The sequence below is a fragment of the Pseudomonas izuensis genome, from assembly GCF_009861505.1.
Taxonomy (GTDB): Bacteria; Pseudomonadota; Gammaproteobacteria; order Pseudomonadales; family Pseudomonadaceae; genus Aquipseudomonas; species Aquipseudomonas izuensis.
On sequence record NZ_WTFT01000002.1, the window covers coordinates 180,265 to 193,081 of the forward strand.

15 protein-coding genes are annotated in these 12,817 nt (G+C 61.2%); 2 read left to right on the forward strand and 13 right to left on the reverse strand.

The genetic code is table 11. The features are described 5' to 3' along the window. Positions 1-4: 4 nt before the first annotated feature. The 5 genes from metW to GPL81_RS01055 all read right to left on the reverse strand — a co-directional run bounded on the left by metW (position 5) and on the right by GPL81_RS01055 (position 4,111). Positions 5-625: a methionine biosynthesis protein MetW gene (gene metW, locus GPL81_RS01035; RefSeq protein WP_060542415.1), complete on the reverse strand. Its 621-nt coding sequence runs from the start codon at positions 623-625 to the stop codon at positions 5-7. Positions 626-632: 7 nt separating this feature from the next. After that, on the reverse strand, positions 633-1,772 hold the full coding sequence (gene metX, locus GPL81_RS01040) for a homoserine O-succinyltransferase MetX (protein WP_160104855.1): 1,140 nt from the start codon (positions 1,770-1,772) through the stop codon (positions 633-635). Positions 1,773-1,972: 200 nt separating this feature from the next. Next, complete coding sequence (locus GPL81_RS01045; RefSeq protein ID WP_160104856.1) at positions 1,973-2,560, reverse strand: YggT family protein; 588 nt, start codon at positions 2,558-2,560, stop codon at positions 1,973-1,975. Between the two features lie 24 nt (positions 2,561-2,584). Further along, positions 2,585-3,403, reverse strand: coding sequence for a pyrroline-5-carboxylate reductase (gene proC / locus GPL81_RS01050; RefSeq protein ID WP_160104857.1), 819 nt, complete (start codon positions 3,401-3,403; stop codon positions 2,585-2,587). A gap of 21 nt (positions 3,404-3,424) precedes the next feature. Continuing rightward, positions 3,425-4,111 carry a YggS family pyridoxal phosphate-dependent enzyme gene (locus GPL81_RS01055; RefSeq protein WP_160104858.1) on the reverse strand — a complete coding sequence of 229 codons (687 nt, stop codon included), beginning with the start codon at positions 4,109-4,111 and terminating at the stop codon, positions 3,425-3,427. A 57-nt stretch (positions 4,112-4,168) separates the two neighbouring features. Between GPL81_RS01055 and GPL81_RS01060 the strand changes: the two genes are divergently transcribed. Next, positions 4,169-5,203, forward strand: coding sequence for a type IV pilus twitching motility protein PilT (locus GPL81_RS01060; RefSeq protein WP_160104859.1), 1,035 nt, complete (start codon positions 4,169-4,171; stop codon positions 5,201-5,203). A gap of 129 nt (positions 5,204-5,332) precedes the next feature. Here GPL81_RS01060 and GPL81_RS01065 read toward each other — a convergent pair whose 3' ends face one another. After that, positions 5,333-5,953, reverse strand: coding sequence for a C40 family peptidase (locus tag GPL81_RS01065; RefSeq protein WP_160104860.1), 621 nt, complete (start codon positions 5,951-5,953; stop codon positions 5,333-5,335). Positions 5,954-6,202: 249 nt separating this feature from the next. Here GPL81_RS01065 and GPL81_RS01070 point away from each other — a divergent pair, with 249 nt between their 5' ends. Next, positions 6,203-6,634, forward strand: a complete 432-nt coding sequence (locus tag GPL81_RS01070) for an NINE protein (RefSeq protein WP_096514410.1) — start codon at positions 6,203-6,205, stop codon at positions 6,632-6,634. Between the two features lie 89 nt (positions 6,635-6,723). Here GPL81_RS01070 and GPL81_RS01075 read toward each other — a convergent pair whose 3' ends face one another. The 7 genes from GPL81_RS01075 to gshB form a co-directional block, all read right to left on the reverse strand. Then, positions 6,724-7,995: a dihydroorotase gene (locus tag GPL81_RS01075; RefSeq protein WP_160104861.1), complete on the reverse strand. Its 1,272-nt coding sequence runs from the start codon at positions 7,993-7,995 to the stop codon at positions 6,724-6,726. Next, positions 7,992-8,996 carry an aspartate carbamoyltransferase catalytic subunit gene (locus GPL81_RS01080; protein WP_096514412.1) on the reverse strand — a complete coding sequence of 335 codons (1,005 nt, stop codon included), beginning with the start codon at positions 8,994-8,996 and terminating at the stop codon, positions 7,992-7,994. The genes GPL81_RS01075 and GPL81_RS01080 overlap by 4 nt, the downstream gene beginning before the upstream one ends. 27 nt (positions 8,997-9,023) lie before the next feature. Next, complete coding sequence (gene pyrR, locus GPL81_RS01085) at positions 9,024-9,527, reverse strand: bifunctional pyr operon transcriptional regulator/uracil phosphoribosyltransferase PyrR (protein WP_096514413.1); 504 nt, start codon at positions 9,525-9,527, stop codon at positions 9,024-9,026. Between the two features lie 92 nt (positions 9,528-9,619). Then, positions 9,620-10,057 (reverse strand): Holliday junction resolvase RuvX, encoded by a 438-nt coding sequence (gene ruvX, locus GPL81_RS01090; protein WP_160104862.1) that lies wholly within the window; start codon positions 10,055-10,057, stop codon positions 9,620-9,622. Next, positions 10,057-10,629 (reverse strand): YqgE/AlgH family protein, encoded by a 573-nt coding sequence (locus GPL81_RS01095; protein ID WP_160104863.1) that lies wholly within the window; start codon positions 10,627-10,629, stop codon positions 10,057-10,059. The genes ruvX and GPL81_RS01095 overlap by 1 nt, the downstream gene beginning before the upstream one ends. 174 nt (positions 10,630-10,803) lie before the next feature. Next, positions 10,804-11,703 carry an energy transducer TonB gene (locus tag GPL81_RS01100; RefSeq protein WP_160104864.1) on the reverse strand — a complete coding sequence of 300 codons (900 nt, stop codon included), beginning with the start codon at positions 11,701-11,703 and terminating at the stop codon, positions 10,804-10,806. A gap of 64 nt (positions 11,704-11,767) precedes the next feature. Next, a complete protein-coding gene (gene gshB / locus GPL81_RS01105; protein WP_096514417.1) occupies positions 11,768-12,721 on the reverse strand; it encodes a glutathione synthase in 954 nt (317 codons plus the stop codon). Positions 12,722-12,817: the final 96 nt, after the last annotated feature.

Consider the following 12,817-nt stretch of genomic DNA (forward strand, 5'->3'; position numbering starts at 1 on the left):
GTGTTCAGACCGCAACCTTGTGGTCTGCAAGCCCCGGGCTGCTGACGCGGTAAATGCCGATCTCACCTAACAGATTAGGCCATAGCTTGCTGGCCCACCCATGCCGATGTTGTTGATCCACGGCCAGCCGATCAATGACCTTCGCTTCACGTTCGCGGCACAAGGCTTCAAAGTCCGCGAAGGTGCAGAAGTGAATGTTCGGCGTGTTGTACCAGGTGTACGGCAGAAACTCGGAAACCGGCATCCGGCCCTTGCTCGCCAGGTACCAGCGGCAGCGCCAGTGACCGAAATTCGGGAAAGTGATGATGCACTGACGGCCGACCCGCAGCATTTCGTCGAGGATCTTGTCCGGATAGTGCACCGCTTGCAGCGCCTGGGTCATGACCACGATATCGAAGCTGTTGCTGGCAAAGTTGCCCAGGCCCTTGTCCAGGTCCTGCTCGATGACGTTGATGCCCTTGGCCACGCACTCGGCGATGTTGTCCGCGTCGTTTTCCAGGCCATAGCCGGTGACCTGCTTGTTGTCGCGCAGCCAGGTCAGCAGTTCGCCGTCGCCGCAACCGAGGTCGAGCACGCGGCTGCCGGCGGGGATCCATTCCTGGATGATTTCCAGATCAGCTCTCATGGCTATCTCACAACGTAATTCGGTTCATGTAATTGCCGAACGCCTGCAAGTAGCGCGGGATCGGAATCAGGAAGGCGTCGTGGCCTTGCGGCGCGTCGATTTCCAGGTAACAGACATCCTTGCGCGCGGCCATCAGCGCATCCACCAGTTCCCGCGAGCGGGCCGGGGAGAAGCGCCAGTCGGTGGTGAACGACATCACGCAGAACCTGGCGGTGGCACCGGCGAAGGTTTTCGCCAGGTCATCATCGAAGTTGGCCGCCGGATCGAAATAGTCCAGGGCCTTGGTCATCAGCAGGTAGGTGTTGGCGTCGAAACGCCCGGAGAACTCTTCACCCTGATAGCGCAGGTAGCTTTCGACCTGGAACTCGACACTGTGGAAGTCGTAGTTGAGCTTCTCGCTTTTCAGGCCGCGACCGAATTTTTCGCCCATGGAGTCGTCGGACAGGTAGGTGATGTGCCCGACCATCCGCGCCAGCATCAGCCCGCGCTTGGGGATCACGCCCTGTTCCTGGAACGAACCGCCGTGGAACTCGGGATCGGTGAGGATCGCCTGGCGCGCCACTTCGTTGAAGGCGATGTTCTGTGCCGACAGCTTGGGTGCCGAGGCGATGGCCAGGCAGTGCCGCACGCGGTCCGGATAGGAGATCGTCCATTGTAATGCCTGCATGCCGCCCAGGCTACCGCCGATGACGGCGGCCCATTGGCCGATGCCCAACAGATCCGCCAGGCGTGCCTGGCTGTGCACCCAGTCTTCCACGGTCAGTACCGGGAAATCGGCGCCAAACGGCTTGCCGGTCTCCGGATTGATGCTGCTCGGGCCGGTGGAGCCGTTGCAGCCGCCGAGGTTGTTAAGGCTGACCACGAAGAATTTGCTGGTGTCGATCGGTTTGCCGGGGCCGATGCAGCTGTCCCACCAACCGGGCTTGCGGTCGTCGGGGCTGTGGAAGCCGGCCGCGTGGTGATGGCCGGACAGGGCGTGGCAGATCAGCACGGCGTTGCTCGCCGTGGCGTTCAGCGTGCCGTAGGTCTCGTAAATCAGGTCATAGGCCGGGAGCGAACGACCGCAGGCTAACGCCAGGGGTTCGCTGAAGTGCGCCACTTGCGGCGTCACCAGGCCAACAGAATCGGGGGGGAAGGCAGCTGGCATCGACCCTGCTCTCGTTGAAATGAGGCGTAAGTCTAAAGACCGCTGGGGTTAGCGGCAAGCAAAGGCCGGGCCTCATTTCATGCCGCTGGACCGAGGCGCGGCCATCGCGGGCAAGCCACGCTCCCACAGGTCTTGCGCAATTCCTGTGGGAGCAAGGCTTGCCCGCGATGAACGATGACGCGGTTGATCTACCGAACGCGTTAGATCAGGCCAAACAGCTCACGCGGCATCAGCGCGTAGTACGCCAGGCGCGGGATCAGCCAGCTTTGCAGCAGCTGCAGGGCGATAAAGGCGAAGATCGGTGAAATATCGAGGCCGCCTAGGTTCGGAATGATCCGGCGAAACGGCGCCAGCACCGGTTCGGTGATCTGTTGCACCAGTTCTGCGCCAGGATTGTGGCTACCCGGAGCGACCCAGGACAGGATCACGCTGATGATCATCGCCCAGAACAGGATCTTCAAAAACAGCGCGAAGATACCGACCAGTGCCCATGGCGCCAGGAACAGCACGTTGATCTCATAGCCGCTGAGCAACAGGATGACCGCGAACAGCGCCATCTGCACCAGCAGCGCCAGTACCAGCGAGGACATGTCCAGGCCGAACATGCTCGGGATCACTCGGCGCAGTGGCTTGAGCAGCGGTTGAGTGGCCTTGACGGCGAACTGGCAGAGCGGGTTGTAGAAGTTCGCCCGCACCAATTGCAGGATGAAGCGCAACAGCACGATCAGCAGATACAGGCTGCCCAGGGTTTGAATCACAAAAATGGCAGCGTCATTGAGTCCGAGCATTATTGATTCCTTTTTAAGTGCTGATTAGCGGCCAAGTTGCTCAGCCATCTCGGCCGAGCGGTGCGCGGCGGCGCCGAGTGCTTTTTCGACCAGTGCTTCGAAGCCATCGGCCTGGAACGACTTGATGGCCGCTTCCGTCGTGCCCGCGGGCGAAGTGACGCGGCGACGCAACTCGGCGGCGTCGACGTCACTGGCCACTGCCATGTGCGCGGCGCCCAGGGCGGTTTGCAGTGTCAGTTGAGCGGCGATGTCTGCCGGCAGGCCGAGCTTCACGCCAGCGGCGGTCATGGCTTCGATCAGCAGGAAGAAGTACGCAGGGCCCGAACCGGAAACCGCGGTGACCGCGTCCAGCTGTTGTTCCTCGTCCAGCCACAGGGCGGTGCCGACCGCCGACAGTAGTGCCTGGGCTTGCTGGCGCTGTTCGGCGCTGACCTGGGCGGTGGCGAACAAACCACTCACGCCCTGGCGCAGCAGTGCCGGAGTGTTGGGCATGCAGCGCACGATTGGCTGGGCACCGAGCCAGTTGTTCATGCTGGCGCAGGTGATGCCGGCGGCAATCGAAACCACCAGTTGCTCGGGTTTCAGGCTTGGGCGAATGGCTTCGCAAACGATTTTCATCGCCTGGGGTTTGACTGCCAGTACGACGACGTCCGCACCTTGAATGGCTTCGGCGTTGTCGGCGAACACTTCGATGCCGTGTTCGGCGCTCACGCGAGCACGGGTTTCATCGCCCGGATCGCTGGCGCGGATCTGCGCGGCGTCCAGACCTTTGGCCCGCAGGCCGCCGATCAGGCTGGCGGCCATGTTGCCGGCACCGATAAAGGCAATACGCGTCTTGCTCATGTCAGGTCCTTATAAATGGGGTCACGGGTGACCGTAGTCGCGAGCGCCGAACAGGGCCGTACCAATACGAACCCAGGTAGCGCCTTGGGCAATGGCCGACTCAAGGTCATGGCTCATGCCCATGGAAAGTGTGTCCAGCGGCAGGTTCAGGCTGGCTTGCAGGCTTTGCACGGTGGCGAAAGCGGCATCCTGTTCGGCGCGATCTTCCGTCGGCTCGGGAATGGCCATCAGCCCGCGCAAGTTCAGGCGCGGAAGGGCGCTGATGGCATTGGCCAGGGCCGGAAGGTCGGCCGGGGTGCAGCCGGATTTACTGGCTTCACCGCTGACGTTGACCTGGATGCAGATGTTCAGGGGCGGCAGATCGGCAGGACGTTGTTCGGACAGGCGTTGTGCGATTTTCAGGCGATCCACGGAATGCACCCAATCGAAATGCTCGGCGATAGCGCGAGTCTTGTTCGATTGAATGGGGCCGATGAAGTGCCAGATCAAGGGCAGGTCGGCCAATTCGAGCTGCTTGCCCAGGGCTTCCTGCAAGTAGTTTTCGCCAAAGTCGCGCAGGCCGGCGGCATAGGCTTCGCGCAGGTCCTGTGCGGGTTTGGTCTTGCTCACGGCCAGCAGCTGGACGCTGTGTTCGTCACGATGGGCGGCGAGTGTTGCAGCGTGTATGCGCGAACTAACCCGTTCAATGTTGTCTGCTATGGTGGACATTCAAGAGGCGCCAGCAGGTCTGAGGTTGGCGGCATTCTACTGGAATTGAGGGGTGCTATGGATATCACTGAGTTGTTGGCGTTCAGTGCCAAACAAGGAGCTTCGGACCTGCACCTGTCCGCCGGCCTGCCGCCGATGATCCGCGTCGACGGTGATGTGCGGCGTATCAACTTGCCGCCCCTGGATCACAAGGAAGTACAGGCGCTGATCTACGACATCATGAACGACACCCAGCGGGTGGATTTCGAAAAGCATCTGGAAACCGACTTTTCCTTCGACGTGCCCGGCGTGGCACGTTTCCGGGTCAACGCATTCAACCAGAGTCGGGGCGCCGGCGCGGTGTTTCGCACGATTCCATCCAAAGTCCTGAGCATGGACGAACTGGGCATGGGCGATGTGTTCCGCAAGATGACCGATGCGCCCCGAGGGCTGGTGCTGGTGACCGGGCCGACCGGTTCCGGCAAGTCCACCACGCTGGCGGCGATGATTGACTACCTGAACAACCATCGCCATCACCATATTCTCACCATCGAAGACCCGATCGAGTTCGTCCATGAGTCGCGCAAATGCCTGATCAATCAGCGCGAAGTCCACCGCGATACCCGCAGCTTCGCCACCGCTCTGCGCTCGGCGTTGCGCGAGGACCCGGATGTAATTCTGGTGGGGGAGATGCGCGATCTGGAAACGATTCGCCTGGCGCTGACCGCTGCCGAAACCGGTCACTTGGTGTTCGGCACGCTGCACACCACGTCGGCGGCGAAGACCATCGACCGGATTGTCGATGTGTTTCCGGGGGACGAGAAATCCATGGTGCGCTCGATGCTCTCCGAATCGCTGCTGGCGGTGGTGTCCCAGACGCTGGTGAAGAAAATCGGTGGCGGGCGTATAGCCGCCCACGAAATCATGCTCGGTACGTCAGCGATCCGGAACCTGATCCGCGAGGACAAGGTAGCGCAGATGTATTCATCGATTCAGGCGGGTGGGTCGCTGGGGATGCAGACGCTGGATATGGGCTTGAGGGATCTGGTGGCCAGGGGATTGGTCAGCCGTGATCATGCGCGGGAGAAGGCGCGGTCGTCGGACAGTTTTTGATGATCCGAAAACGCCATCGCGGGCAAGCCCGCTCCCACAAGGACAGCGTAATTCCTGTGGGAGCGGGCTTGCCCGCGATGAGGCCATTATATGCAATGAAGATCCCAGGTAAGCCCCCGGGCGCTTGAATCAGCGCTGAACAACCTGCAACGCTTTCTGGTCTTTCGGCAGAACCCGCTTGGCCACCACGTAGTGGTTTTCCCAATACGGTTTCTTCAAGGTGTCGATGGTCACCGACTTGCCACGGCGAGGCGCGTGGATGAAGCGGTCGTTGCCCAGGTAGATGGCAACGTGATTGACTCGACGGCTCTTGATGTTGAAGAAAATCAGATCGCCCGGTTTCAGGTCGGCGCGATCGACTTTGTCGCCATGACCGCTGGCCATGGCATTGGACGTGCGCGGCAGGTCAAACGTGGCGTCATTGAAGGCGTATTTCACCAGGCCGCTGCAATCGAAACCTTTGCTCGGGCTGCTGCCGCCCCAACGGTATGGCGTACCGAGGACGTTGACGGCACGGCTCAGCACATTGCTGCTTTCCTTGGTCGCCATGGGCGGAACCAGGCCGCCTTTGTTGCTGACCAACTGTGGAGCGTGTTTGCTCGATTTCTTGCTTTTGCTCGAAGGAGCAGAGGCATGGGATTTTGGGGTGTAACCATTAACGTTCGGAAGACGTTGCTCACGATTGGTGGCGTGGGCGGCCAGTGGCAATAATAGGCAAATGGTTAGCCATGTCTTGAAAAATGGACGCATTAGGCAAGGCTCGTATGGGTTAGCGCGCAACTTTATAACAGCTTTTTTTGGCATTCCGAGGCCGTTGGTCGATTCCATCGGGGTCTAACGGAACCAATCAAGCGGTAAATTGACGCAATTGTCCGACAGAAGTCAGGTGCTACAAGGGTTTGACGGAGGGGAACTTAACATTTGCCATACGTCGGCTGCTCGTAAAAAAGTCACAAAGATTTAAAGAATATTTATCTATCGTGTGAATCGAGGTCATCCATGAACACCTATCAACCCCCCGTCCCGCATCAGGACACCCACAGTAAAGTGATCGGATATTTGCTTTGGGTTTTCGGTTTTACCGGTGCTCATCGCTTCTATTACGGCAAACCGGTAACCGGGACGATCTGGTTCTTCACCTTCGGTTTGCTGGGGATTGGCTGGTTGATCGACGTTTTCCTGATCCCGGCAATGGACCGCGAAGCGGACCTGCGGTTCACTGCCGGGCCGATCGAATACAACGTGGCGTGGATTCTGCTGACGTTTCTCGGGGTGTTCGGCGTACACCGGATGTATCAGGGGAAATGGATCAGCGGTTTGCTGTACCTGCTGACGGGTGGATTGTTCTTCGTGGGGGTGCTGTATGACTTCTGGACGTTGAACGACCAGGTTTCGCTGCGTAATGCCCAGAATCGAGGCGCCTTCCAGTAAGCCTTCGCTGGCAAGCCAGCTCCTACAGAGGCTGTGAACGTCTCACATTTTGTAGGAGCCGGCTTGCTGGCGAACCGCTCGACGCGGTTTTATGCCTGGTGACTGATCCGTCCATCCACCAGGGTATAACGCACCACGCCCGGCAGGCTGTGGCCAATGAACGGGCAGTTCTCACCCTTGGACAGCCAGGTCTCACCGGCCACGGTCGAGGCCGCAGGATCGAACAGCACGATATCTGCCGCACCGCCGACCGCCAGTTTCCCCGCCGGCAGGCGCAGCGCCTCGGCAGGGCCATTGCCGAGACGTGCCAGCAACGTCGGCAAATCCAGCAAGCCGTCTTCCACCAATGTCATCGCCAGCGGCAGCAGTAATTCAACGCTGCTGATGCCCGGCTCCGTGGCACCGAACGGCGCCAGTTTGGCGTCCCGCTCATGGGGCTGGTGATGGCTGGAAATGGCCGAGATCACGCCGGATTTCACCGCTGCACGCAGGCCATCGCGGTCGGCGCGGGTGCGCAGCGGCGGCTGGACGTGATACAGGCTGCTGAAGTCGATCAGCGCTTCGTCGGTCAGGATCAGCTGGTAGAGCGCCACATCCGCCGTAACTTTCAAGCCACGAGCCTGGGCCTGAGCAATCAGGGCCACGCCCCGTGCGCTGGTGAGCTGGCTGAAGTGCGCGCGCACGCCGGTTTGCTCAACCAGCAACAGGTCCCGAGCCAGGGCCACGGTTTCTGCGGTCTCCGGAATACCCGGCAAGCCGAGGAAGCTTGCGGTCGGGCCTTCATGGGCCAGTCCGCCTTCGGCGAGGTCGTGATCCTGGGAGTTGAAAATCACCGTCAGGTCGAAAGTTGCCGCGTAGTCCAGCGCCCGGCACAGGGTGCGGGTGTTGCGGAAGCTCTCCAGGCCGTTGCCGAAGGCCACGCACCCGGCATCGCGCAGGGCGACCAGTTCGGCCAGCTGTTCGCCGTCCAGGCCTTTGCTCAGCGCGCCGATCGGGAACACTTTGGTGTTGCCGGCTTCGCGGGCGCGGTCGAGGATCAGTTCGGCCACCGCCGAAGTGTCCAGCACCGGTTTGGTTTTTGGCGGGCAGCACAGGCTGGTGATGCCACCGGCCGCGGCGGCACGGGTTTCGCTGGCGATCGAGCCTTTGCGGCTGTAGCCCGGTTCGCGCAGGGCGACGTTGAGATCGACCAGGCCAGGGGCGGCCACCAGGCCTTTGGCGTCGATAGTGTCAACAGCGACGAAGTCGGCCGGTGCGGCGCCAATGGCGACGATCTTGCAGGCTTCTACATGGATATCGGTGACTTGATCCAGGCCGCTGGCCGGATCGATGACGCGGGCGCCGAGAATGCTGAGCTTCACTGAACGTTCTCCTGCTCGAATTGGCGCTGCGCAGTTTGTCCGCTCATGGCCATGGATAGCACCGCCATACGAATCGCGATGCCGTAGGTCACCTGGTTAAGGATCACCGAGTGCGGGCCGTCGGCCACCGCCGATTCGATCTCCACGCCACGGTTGATCGGGCCCGGGTGCATGACGATGGCATCGGGCTTGGCGCCGGCCAGGCGCGCGGTGGTCAGGCCGAACAGGCGGTAGAACTCGCCTTCGCTGGGCAGCAGGCCGCCGGTCATGCGCTCACGCTGCAGGCGCAGCATGATCACCACGTCGACGTCTTTCAGGCCTTCGGTCATGTCGGTGTAGACCTTCACCCCGTATTGCTCGATGCCGATCGGCAGCAGGGTCTTCGGCGCGATCACGCGGATGTCCGGGCAGCCCAGGGTTTTCAGCGCCAGCATGTTCGAGCGCGCGACCCGCGAGTGCAGGATGTCACCGACGATGGCCACCGACAGGTTTTCGAAGCCGCCCTTGTGCCGGCGGATGGTGAGCATGTCGAGCATGCCCTGGGTCGGGTGGGCGTGACGGCCGTCGCCGCCGTTGATGATCGCCACTTGCGGGCATACGTGCTCGGCGATGAAGTGCGCGGCACCGGAATCACCGTGGCGCACGACGAACATGTCGGCGGCCATGGCTTCCAGGTTGCGCAGGGTATCGAGCAAGGTTTCCCCCTTGCTCGCCGACGATGTCGACACGTTCAGGGTGATCACGTCCGCCGACAGGCGCTGGGCCGCCAGTTCGAAGGTGGTACGGGTGCGGGTGGAGTTCTCGAAGAACACGTTGCACACGGTTTTGCCGCGCAACAACGGGACCTTCTTCACCGCCCGGGCACCAACTTCGAGGAAGGAGTCGGCGGTGTCGAGGATTTCCGTCAGCAACTCGCGGCGCAAACCGTCGAGCGAGAGGAAGTGGCGTAGCTGGCCCTGGTCATTGAGCTGCAGCGGGCGCTTGGTTTCTGGAGGCGTCATCGCAAGGGGGACTCTCGATAGGGCGAATTAAAGGGCGAGGTCTTGCAGTTCGAGCGTAAGCTCCGGGCCGGACAGTTTCACTCGCTCGTGGGCCGCCAGGGAGAGGGTCGCGCCCAACACGTTCGGGCGGATCGGCAGCTCGCCGGCGTCCAGGTCCAGCAGGCACACGAGGGTCACGCTGGCCGGGCGGCCATAGTCGAAGAGTTCGTTCATGGCGGCGCGGATGGTGCGGCCGCTCATGAGCACATCATCGATCAGCACCAGGTGCTGGCCTTCGATTTCGAACGGCAGGGCCGAGGGGCGCACTTGCGGGTGCAGGCCGTTCTGGCTGAAGTCGTCGCGATAAAAGGAAACGTCGAGCGTGCCGAGGGGCTCCTGGCTCCCCAGCTCTTTGAGCAGGGCCTGGGCTACCCAGACACCGCCGGTGCGGATGCCGATGTAACGCGGTTCGCTGATGCCACGGTGTTCCAGGTGTGCCTTGAGACGGATCGCCATCTGGCTGATCAGTTCGGCGGGATTGGGCAGGCTCATGGTTGCTCCTTCTTGGGCCCGAGCGAGCGTGTGCTTGAGGTGGCTCGGGTTGTAGCTAAAAGAGGCGCCTGGCGACTCTTCGGTTAGGTGCATCAGGATTCGAACAGTGCGCCGTTTTCGTCGAGCCAGCCTTGCAGCAGCAGGGCGGCGGCGATGGCATCGACCGGGTTGTCACGGTAGCTGCCTTTCTGTCCGCCACGGGCCATACGCTCGCCTTTGGCTTCGAAGGTGGTCAGGCGTTCATCGTGGGTATAGAAGGGCAGGTTGAAACGGCCATTGAGGCGGCGGGCAAATTTCTCCGCACGGGCGCACATGTCGCTGGGCGTGCCGTCCATGTTCAATGGCAAGCCAACCACCACGGCGTCGGGTTTCCATTCCTTTATCAGCGCATCGACCTTATCCCAGTCGGGAATGCCGTTCTGCGCTTTCAGGGTGCACAACTCACGAGCCTGACCGGTAATCACCTGGCCGACCGCAACGCCGATCGATTTGGTGCCGTAGTCAAAACCCAGAATCAGCCGCAGGGCCATCAGGCGTGCCCCGCCTGACTGGTGAGCAGGCTGAGGTTAATGCCCAGGTGTTTAGCCGCCGCTTCGAGGCGCAGTTCGCTGCTGGTGTTGAACAGGATGTCGGCGTCGAACGGGCAGGTCAGCCAGGCGTTCTGCGCCAGCTCAGCTTCCAGTTGCCCGGCTTCCCAGCCGGCGTAACCGAGGACGATCAGGCTTTTCGCCGGGCCGACGCCATCGGCAATGGCGAACAGCACGTCCTGAGACGTCGACAAGGACAAGTCGTCTTCCAGATCAACGGTCGCCTGGAAGGACTTGCCCGACGGGTGCAGGACAAAACCGCGATCGGTCTGGACCGGCCCGCCGATGAAGATCGGCACATGCTGGCAAAGGACTGGCGGCTCGATCTCAGGGCGCAATTGCTCGAGGATATCGGCCAGGTTCAGGTCCTGCGGGCGGTTGACCACCAGCCCCATGGCACCATTGGCCGTGTGCTCGACGATGTAGGTCAAGGTGTGCGCAAAGTTCGGGTCGACCATGTGAGGCATGGCGATCAGGAAGTGATGCTTGAGGTAGCTGGGGTTGACGTTTTTCATGAGCGCTAGTGTGGCGTTGGAGGGGCGAACTGACAAGCTGGGGAATCGATGTTTGCTTGAGATTGAATGGCTGTAGGAGCCGGCTTGCTGGCGAAAGCGATTTCATATTCAACGAAGATGTTGAGTGAGCCGCCGCCTTCGCTGGCAAGCCAGCTCCTACAGGTCATCTGCCAGTCAGTTACTGGAGAGGCGATCCCCGCGCGCAAATTTCCAGGTGCGGATGATCTCCAGGCGGTCGATGTCCGACAAATCGCCGGTAAACGGTGCAAAGGGTGCCGCCAGGCGCACGATGCGCTGGGCCGCCTGATCCAGCAGCGGTTGCCCGGAGGACTCCAGCACCAGCACCTCATACAGCGAGCCGTCGCGGTTGATCGATACCATCAGGCGCAAATTCCCGTAAATCTGTTGGCGACGGGCTTCGTCCGGGTAATTGAGGTTGCCGATGCGCTCGACCTTCTTGCGCCATTCGTCCTTATACCAGGCGCCCTTGTCGCGCATGGTCGAGGCAGCGCTCAGGCGGTGGATGCGTGGGCGTTTGGCGTATTGCTGTTGTTCGTTGGCCAGTTCCGCTTCCAGGCTGGCGATGTCGCTGGACAGCTGTTCGGTGTCGAACGTCGGCGCAGCGATCGCAGGTTTGGTGACAGGCTTGGGTTCTTCGGTCTTGGTCGCTGCTTTTTTCGGCTTCGGCGCGACGGTGGTCACGGCAGCCTTGGGCGCCGCTTCCTGAACTTCAGGCTTGGCCGCGGGTGGAGGTGTCACTTTCTGCACCTTGTTGTCCTGGAACGGCGCGACCTCGGTGGTCTTGGGAATGGCCTTTTTATCCAGGGTGCCGCTGCCTTGCTGATTCTCCTGAGCGAGAAAATCGGCTTTTTCCGGCTTCTTTTCGCTTTTGAAGGTGGCGAGGGTGATTTCCAGGGTTCTGCTGATCTGTTTGGGTTCGACCACCGTAAAGCCGACGCCCAGCAGCAGCGCCAGGTGCACCAGCGCCGCCAGAAACAGGGTAAAACCGAGGCGATCGGCCGGGCGCACGCCGCTATGGGCGAGTTCGGGGGGCAGATCGGACGGGAGGGTCATGACAAGGAAACCAACATCGCGTTTTCACAGGCCGCGCATGATAACGCAATGTTGGTTTGGCTTATCAACGGGCCTTGAGCTTCTGATCGATGGCATCCATCAACAGGCCGCCGATGTCAGTGCCGAAGGCATTGTCGATTTCGCGGATGCAGGTCGGGCTGGTAACGTTGATTTCGGTCAGATGCTCGCCAATCACGTCCAGACCCACGAACAGCAGGCCTTTCTCGCGCAGTGTCGGGCCGACTTGGGCGGCGATCCAGCGATCTTTCTCGGTCAGTGGACGCGCTTCGCCACGGCCACCGGCAGCAAGGTTGCCACGGGTTTCGCCTGCGGCGGGGATACGTGCCAGGCAGTAATCCACCGGCTCGCCGTCGATCATCAGGATGCGCTTGTCGCCATCGACGATGGCCGGCAGGTAACCCTGGATCATGATCTGTTGCTGACCGTGCAGGGTCAGGGTTTCAAGGATCACCGACAGGTTCGGGTGGCCGGCGGTGTGACGGAAAATCGAGGAGCCACCCATGCCGTCCAGCGGCTTGAGGATCACGTCGCCGTGGTGATCGGCGAACTCGCGCAGCACGTCCGGGCGGCGGCTGACGATGGTCGGCGGCGTGCATTGCGGGAACAGCGTGGCGAACAGCTTTTCGTTGCAGTCGCGCAGGCTCTGCGGCTTGTTGACCACCAGCACGCCGGCGCTTTCGGCTTGTTCCAGCAGGTAGGTGGAATACACGAATTCCATGTCGAACGGCGGATCCTTGCGCATCAGGATCACGTCCAGGTCACTGAGCAGGGCATCCTGCTCGGCTTCCAGTTCGAACCATTTTTCCGGGTTGGCGAATACCTTGAGCGGACGCATGCGCGCCCGAGCCTGGCCTTCGGCCTGGTAGAGGTCGCGCTGTTCCATATAGAACAGTTCCCAGCCGCGCTTCTGCGCGGCCAGCAGCATGGCCAGCGAGCTATCCTTTTTATAGGAGATGCTGGCGATAGGGTCCATGACAATCCCGACGCGAACGCTCATGGGTCTTTCCTCGAAAGTTGGGGGCGCAATGTCGATCTACTGTAGGAGCGAGCCTGCTCGCGATGGTGGATCAGTTGCATTGGTGTCGACTGACAC

What these genes read in the sequence shown, in the direction of transcription:
- GPL81_RS01055 (WP_160104858.1), bottom strand. Translation starts at nt 4,111, where the DNA reads ATGTCCACCATAGCAGACAACATTGAACGGGTTAGTTCGCGCATACAC.
- proC (WP_160104857.1), bottom strand. Translation starts at nt 3,403, where the DNA reads ATGAGCAAGACGCGTATTGCCTTTATCGGTGCCGGCAACATGGCCGCC.
- GPL81_RS01070 (WP_096514410.1), top strand. Translation starts at nt 6,203, where the DNA reads ATGAACACCTATCAACCCCCCGTCCCGCATCAGGACACCCACAGTAAA.
- GPL81_RS01065 (WP_160104860.1), bottom strand. Translation starts at nt 5,953, where the DNA reads ATGCGTCCATTTTTCAAGACATGGCTAACCATTTGCCTATTATTGCCA.
- GPL81_RS01060 (WP_160104859.1), top strand. Translation starts at nt 4,169, where the DNA reads ATGGATATCACTGAGTTGTTGGCGTTCAGTGCCAAACAAGGAGCTTCG.
- metX (WP_160104855.1), bottom strand. Translation starts at nt 1,772, where the DNA reads ATGCCAGCTGCCTTCCCCCCCGATTCTGTTGGCCTGGTGACGCCGCAA.
- pyrR (WP_096514413.1), bottom strand. Translation starts at nt 9,527, where the DNA reads ATGAGCCTGCCCAATCCCGCCGAACTGATCAGCCAGATGGCGATCCGT.
- GPL81_RS01045 (WP_160104856.1), bottom strand. Translation starts at nt 2,560, where the DNA reads ATGCTCGGACTCAATGACGCTGCCATTTTTGTGATTCAAACCCTGGGC.
- gshB (WP_096514417.1), bottom strand. Translation starts at nt 12,721, where the DNA reads ATGAGCGTTCGCGTCGGGATTGTCATGGACCCTATCGCCAGCATCTCC.
- GPL81_RS01095 (WP_160104863.1), bottom strand. Translation starts at nt 10,629, where the DNA reads ATGAAAAACGTCAACCCCAGCTACCTCAAGCATCACTTCCTGATCGCC.
- GPL81_RS01080 (WP_096514412.1), bottom strand. Translation starts at nt 8,996, where the DNA reads ATGACGCCTCCAGAAACCAAGCGCCCGCTGCAGCTCAATGACCAGGGC.
- GPL81_RS01100 (WP_160104864.1), bottom strand. Translation starts at nt 11,703, where the DNA reads ATGACCCTCCCGTCCGATCTGCCCCCCGAACTCGCCCATAGCGGCGTG.
- ruvX (WP_160104862.1), bottom strand. Translation starts at nt 10,057, where the DNA reads ATGGCCCTGCGGCTGATTCTGGGTTTTGACTACGGCACCAAATCGATC.
- metW (WP_060542415.1), bottom strand. Translation starts at nt 625, where the DNA reads ATGAGAGCTGATCTGGAAATCATCCAGGAATGGATCCCCGCCGGCAGC.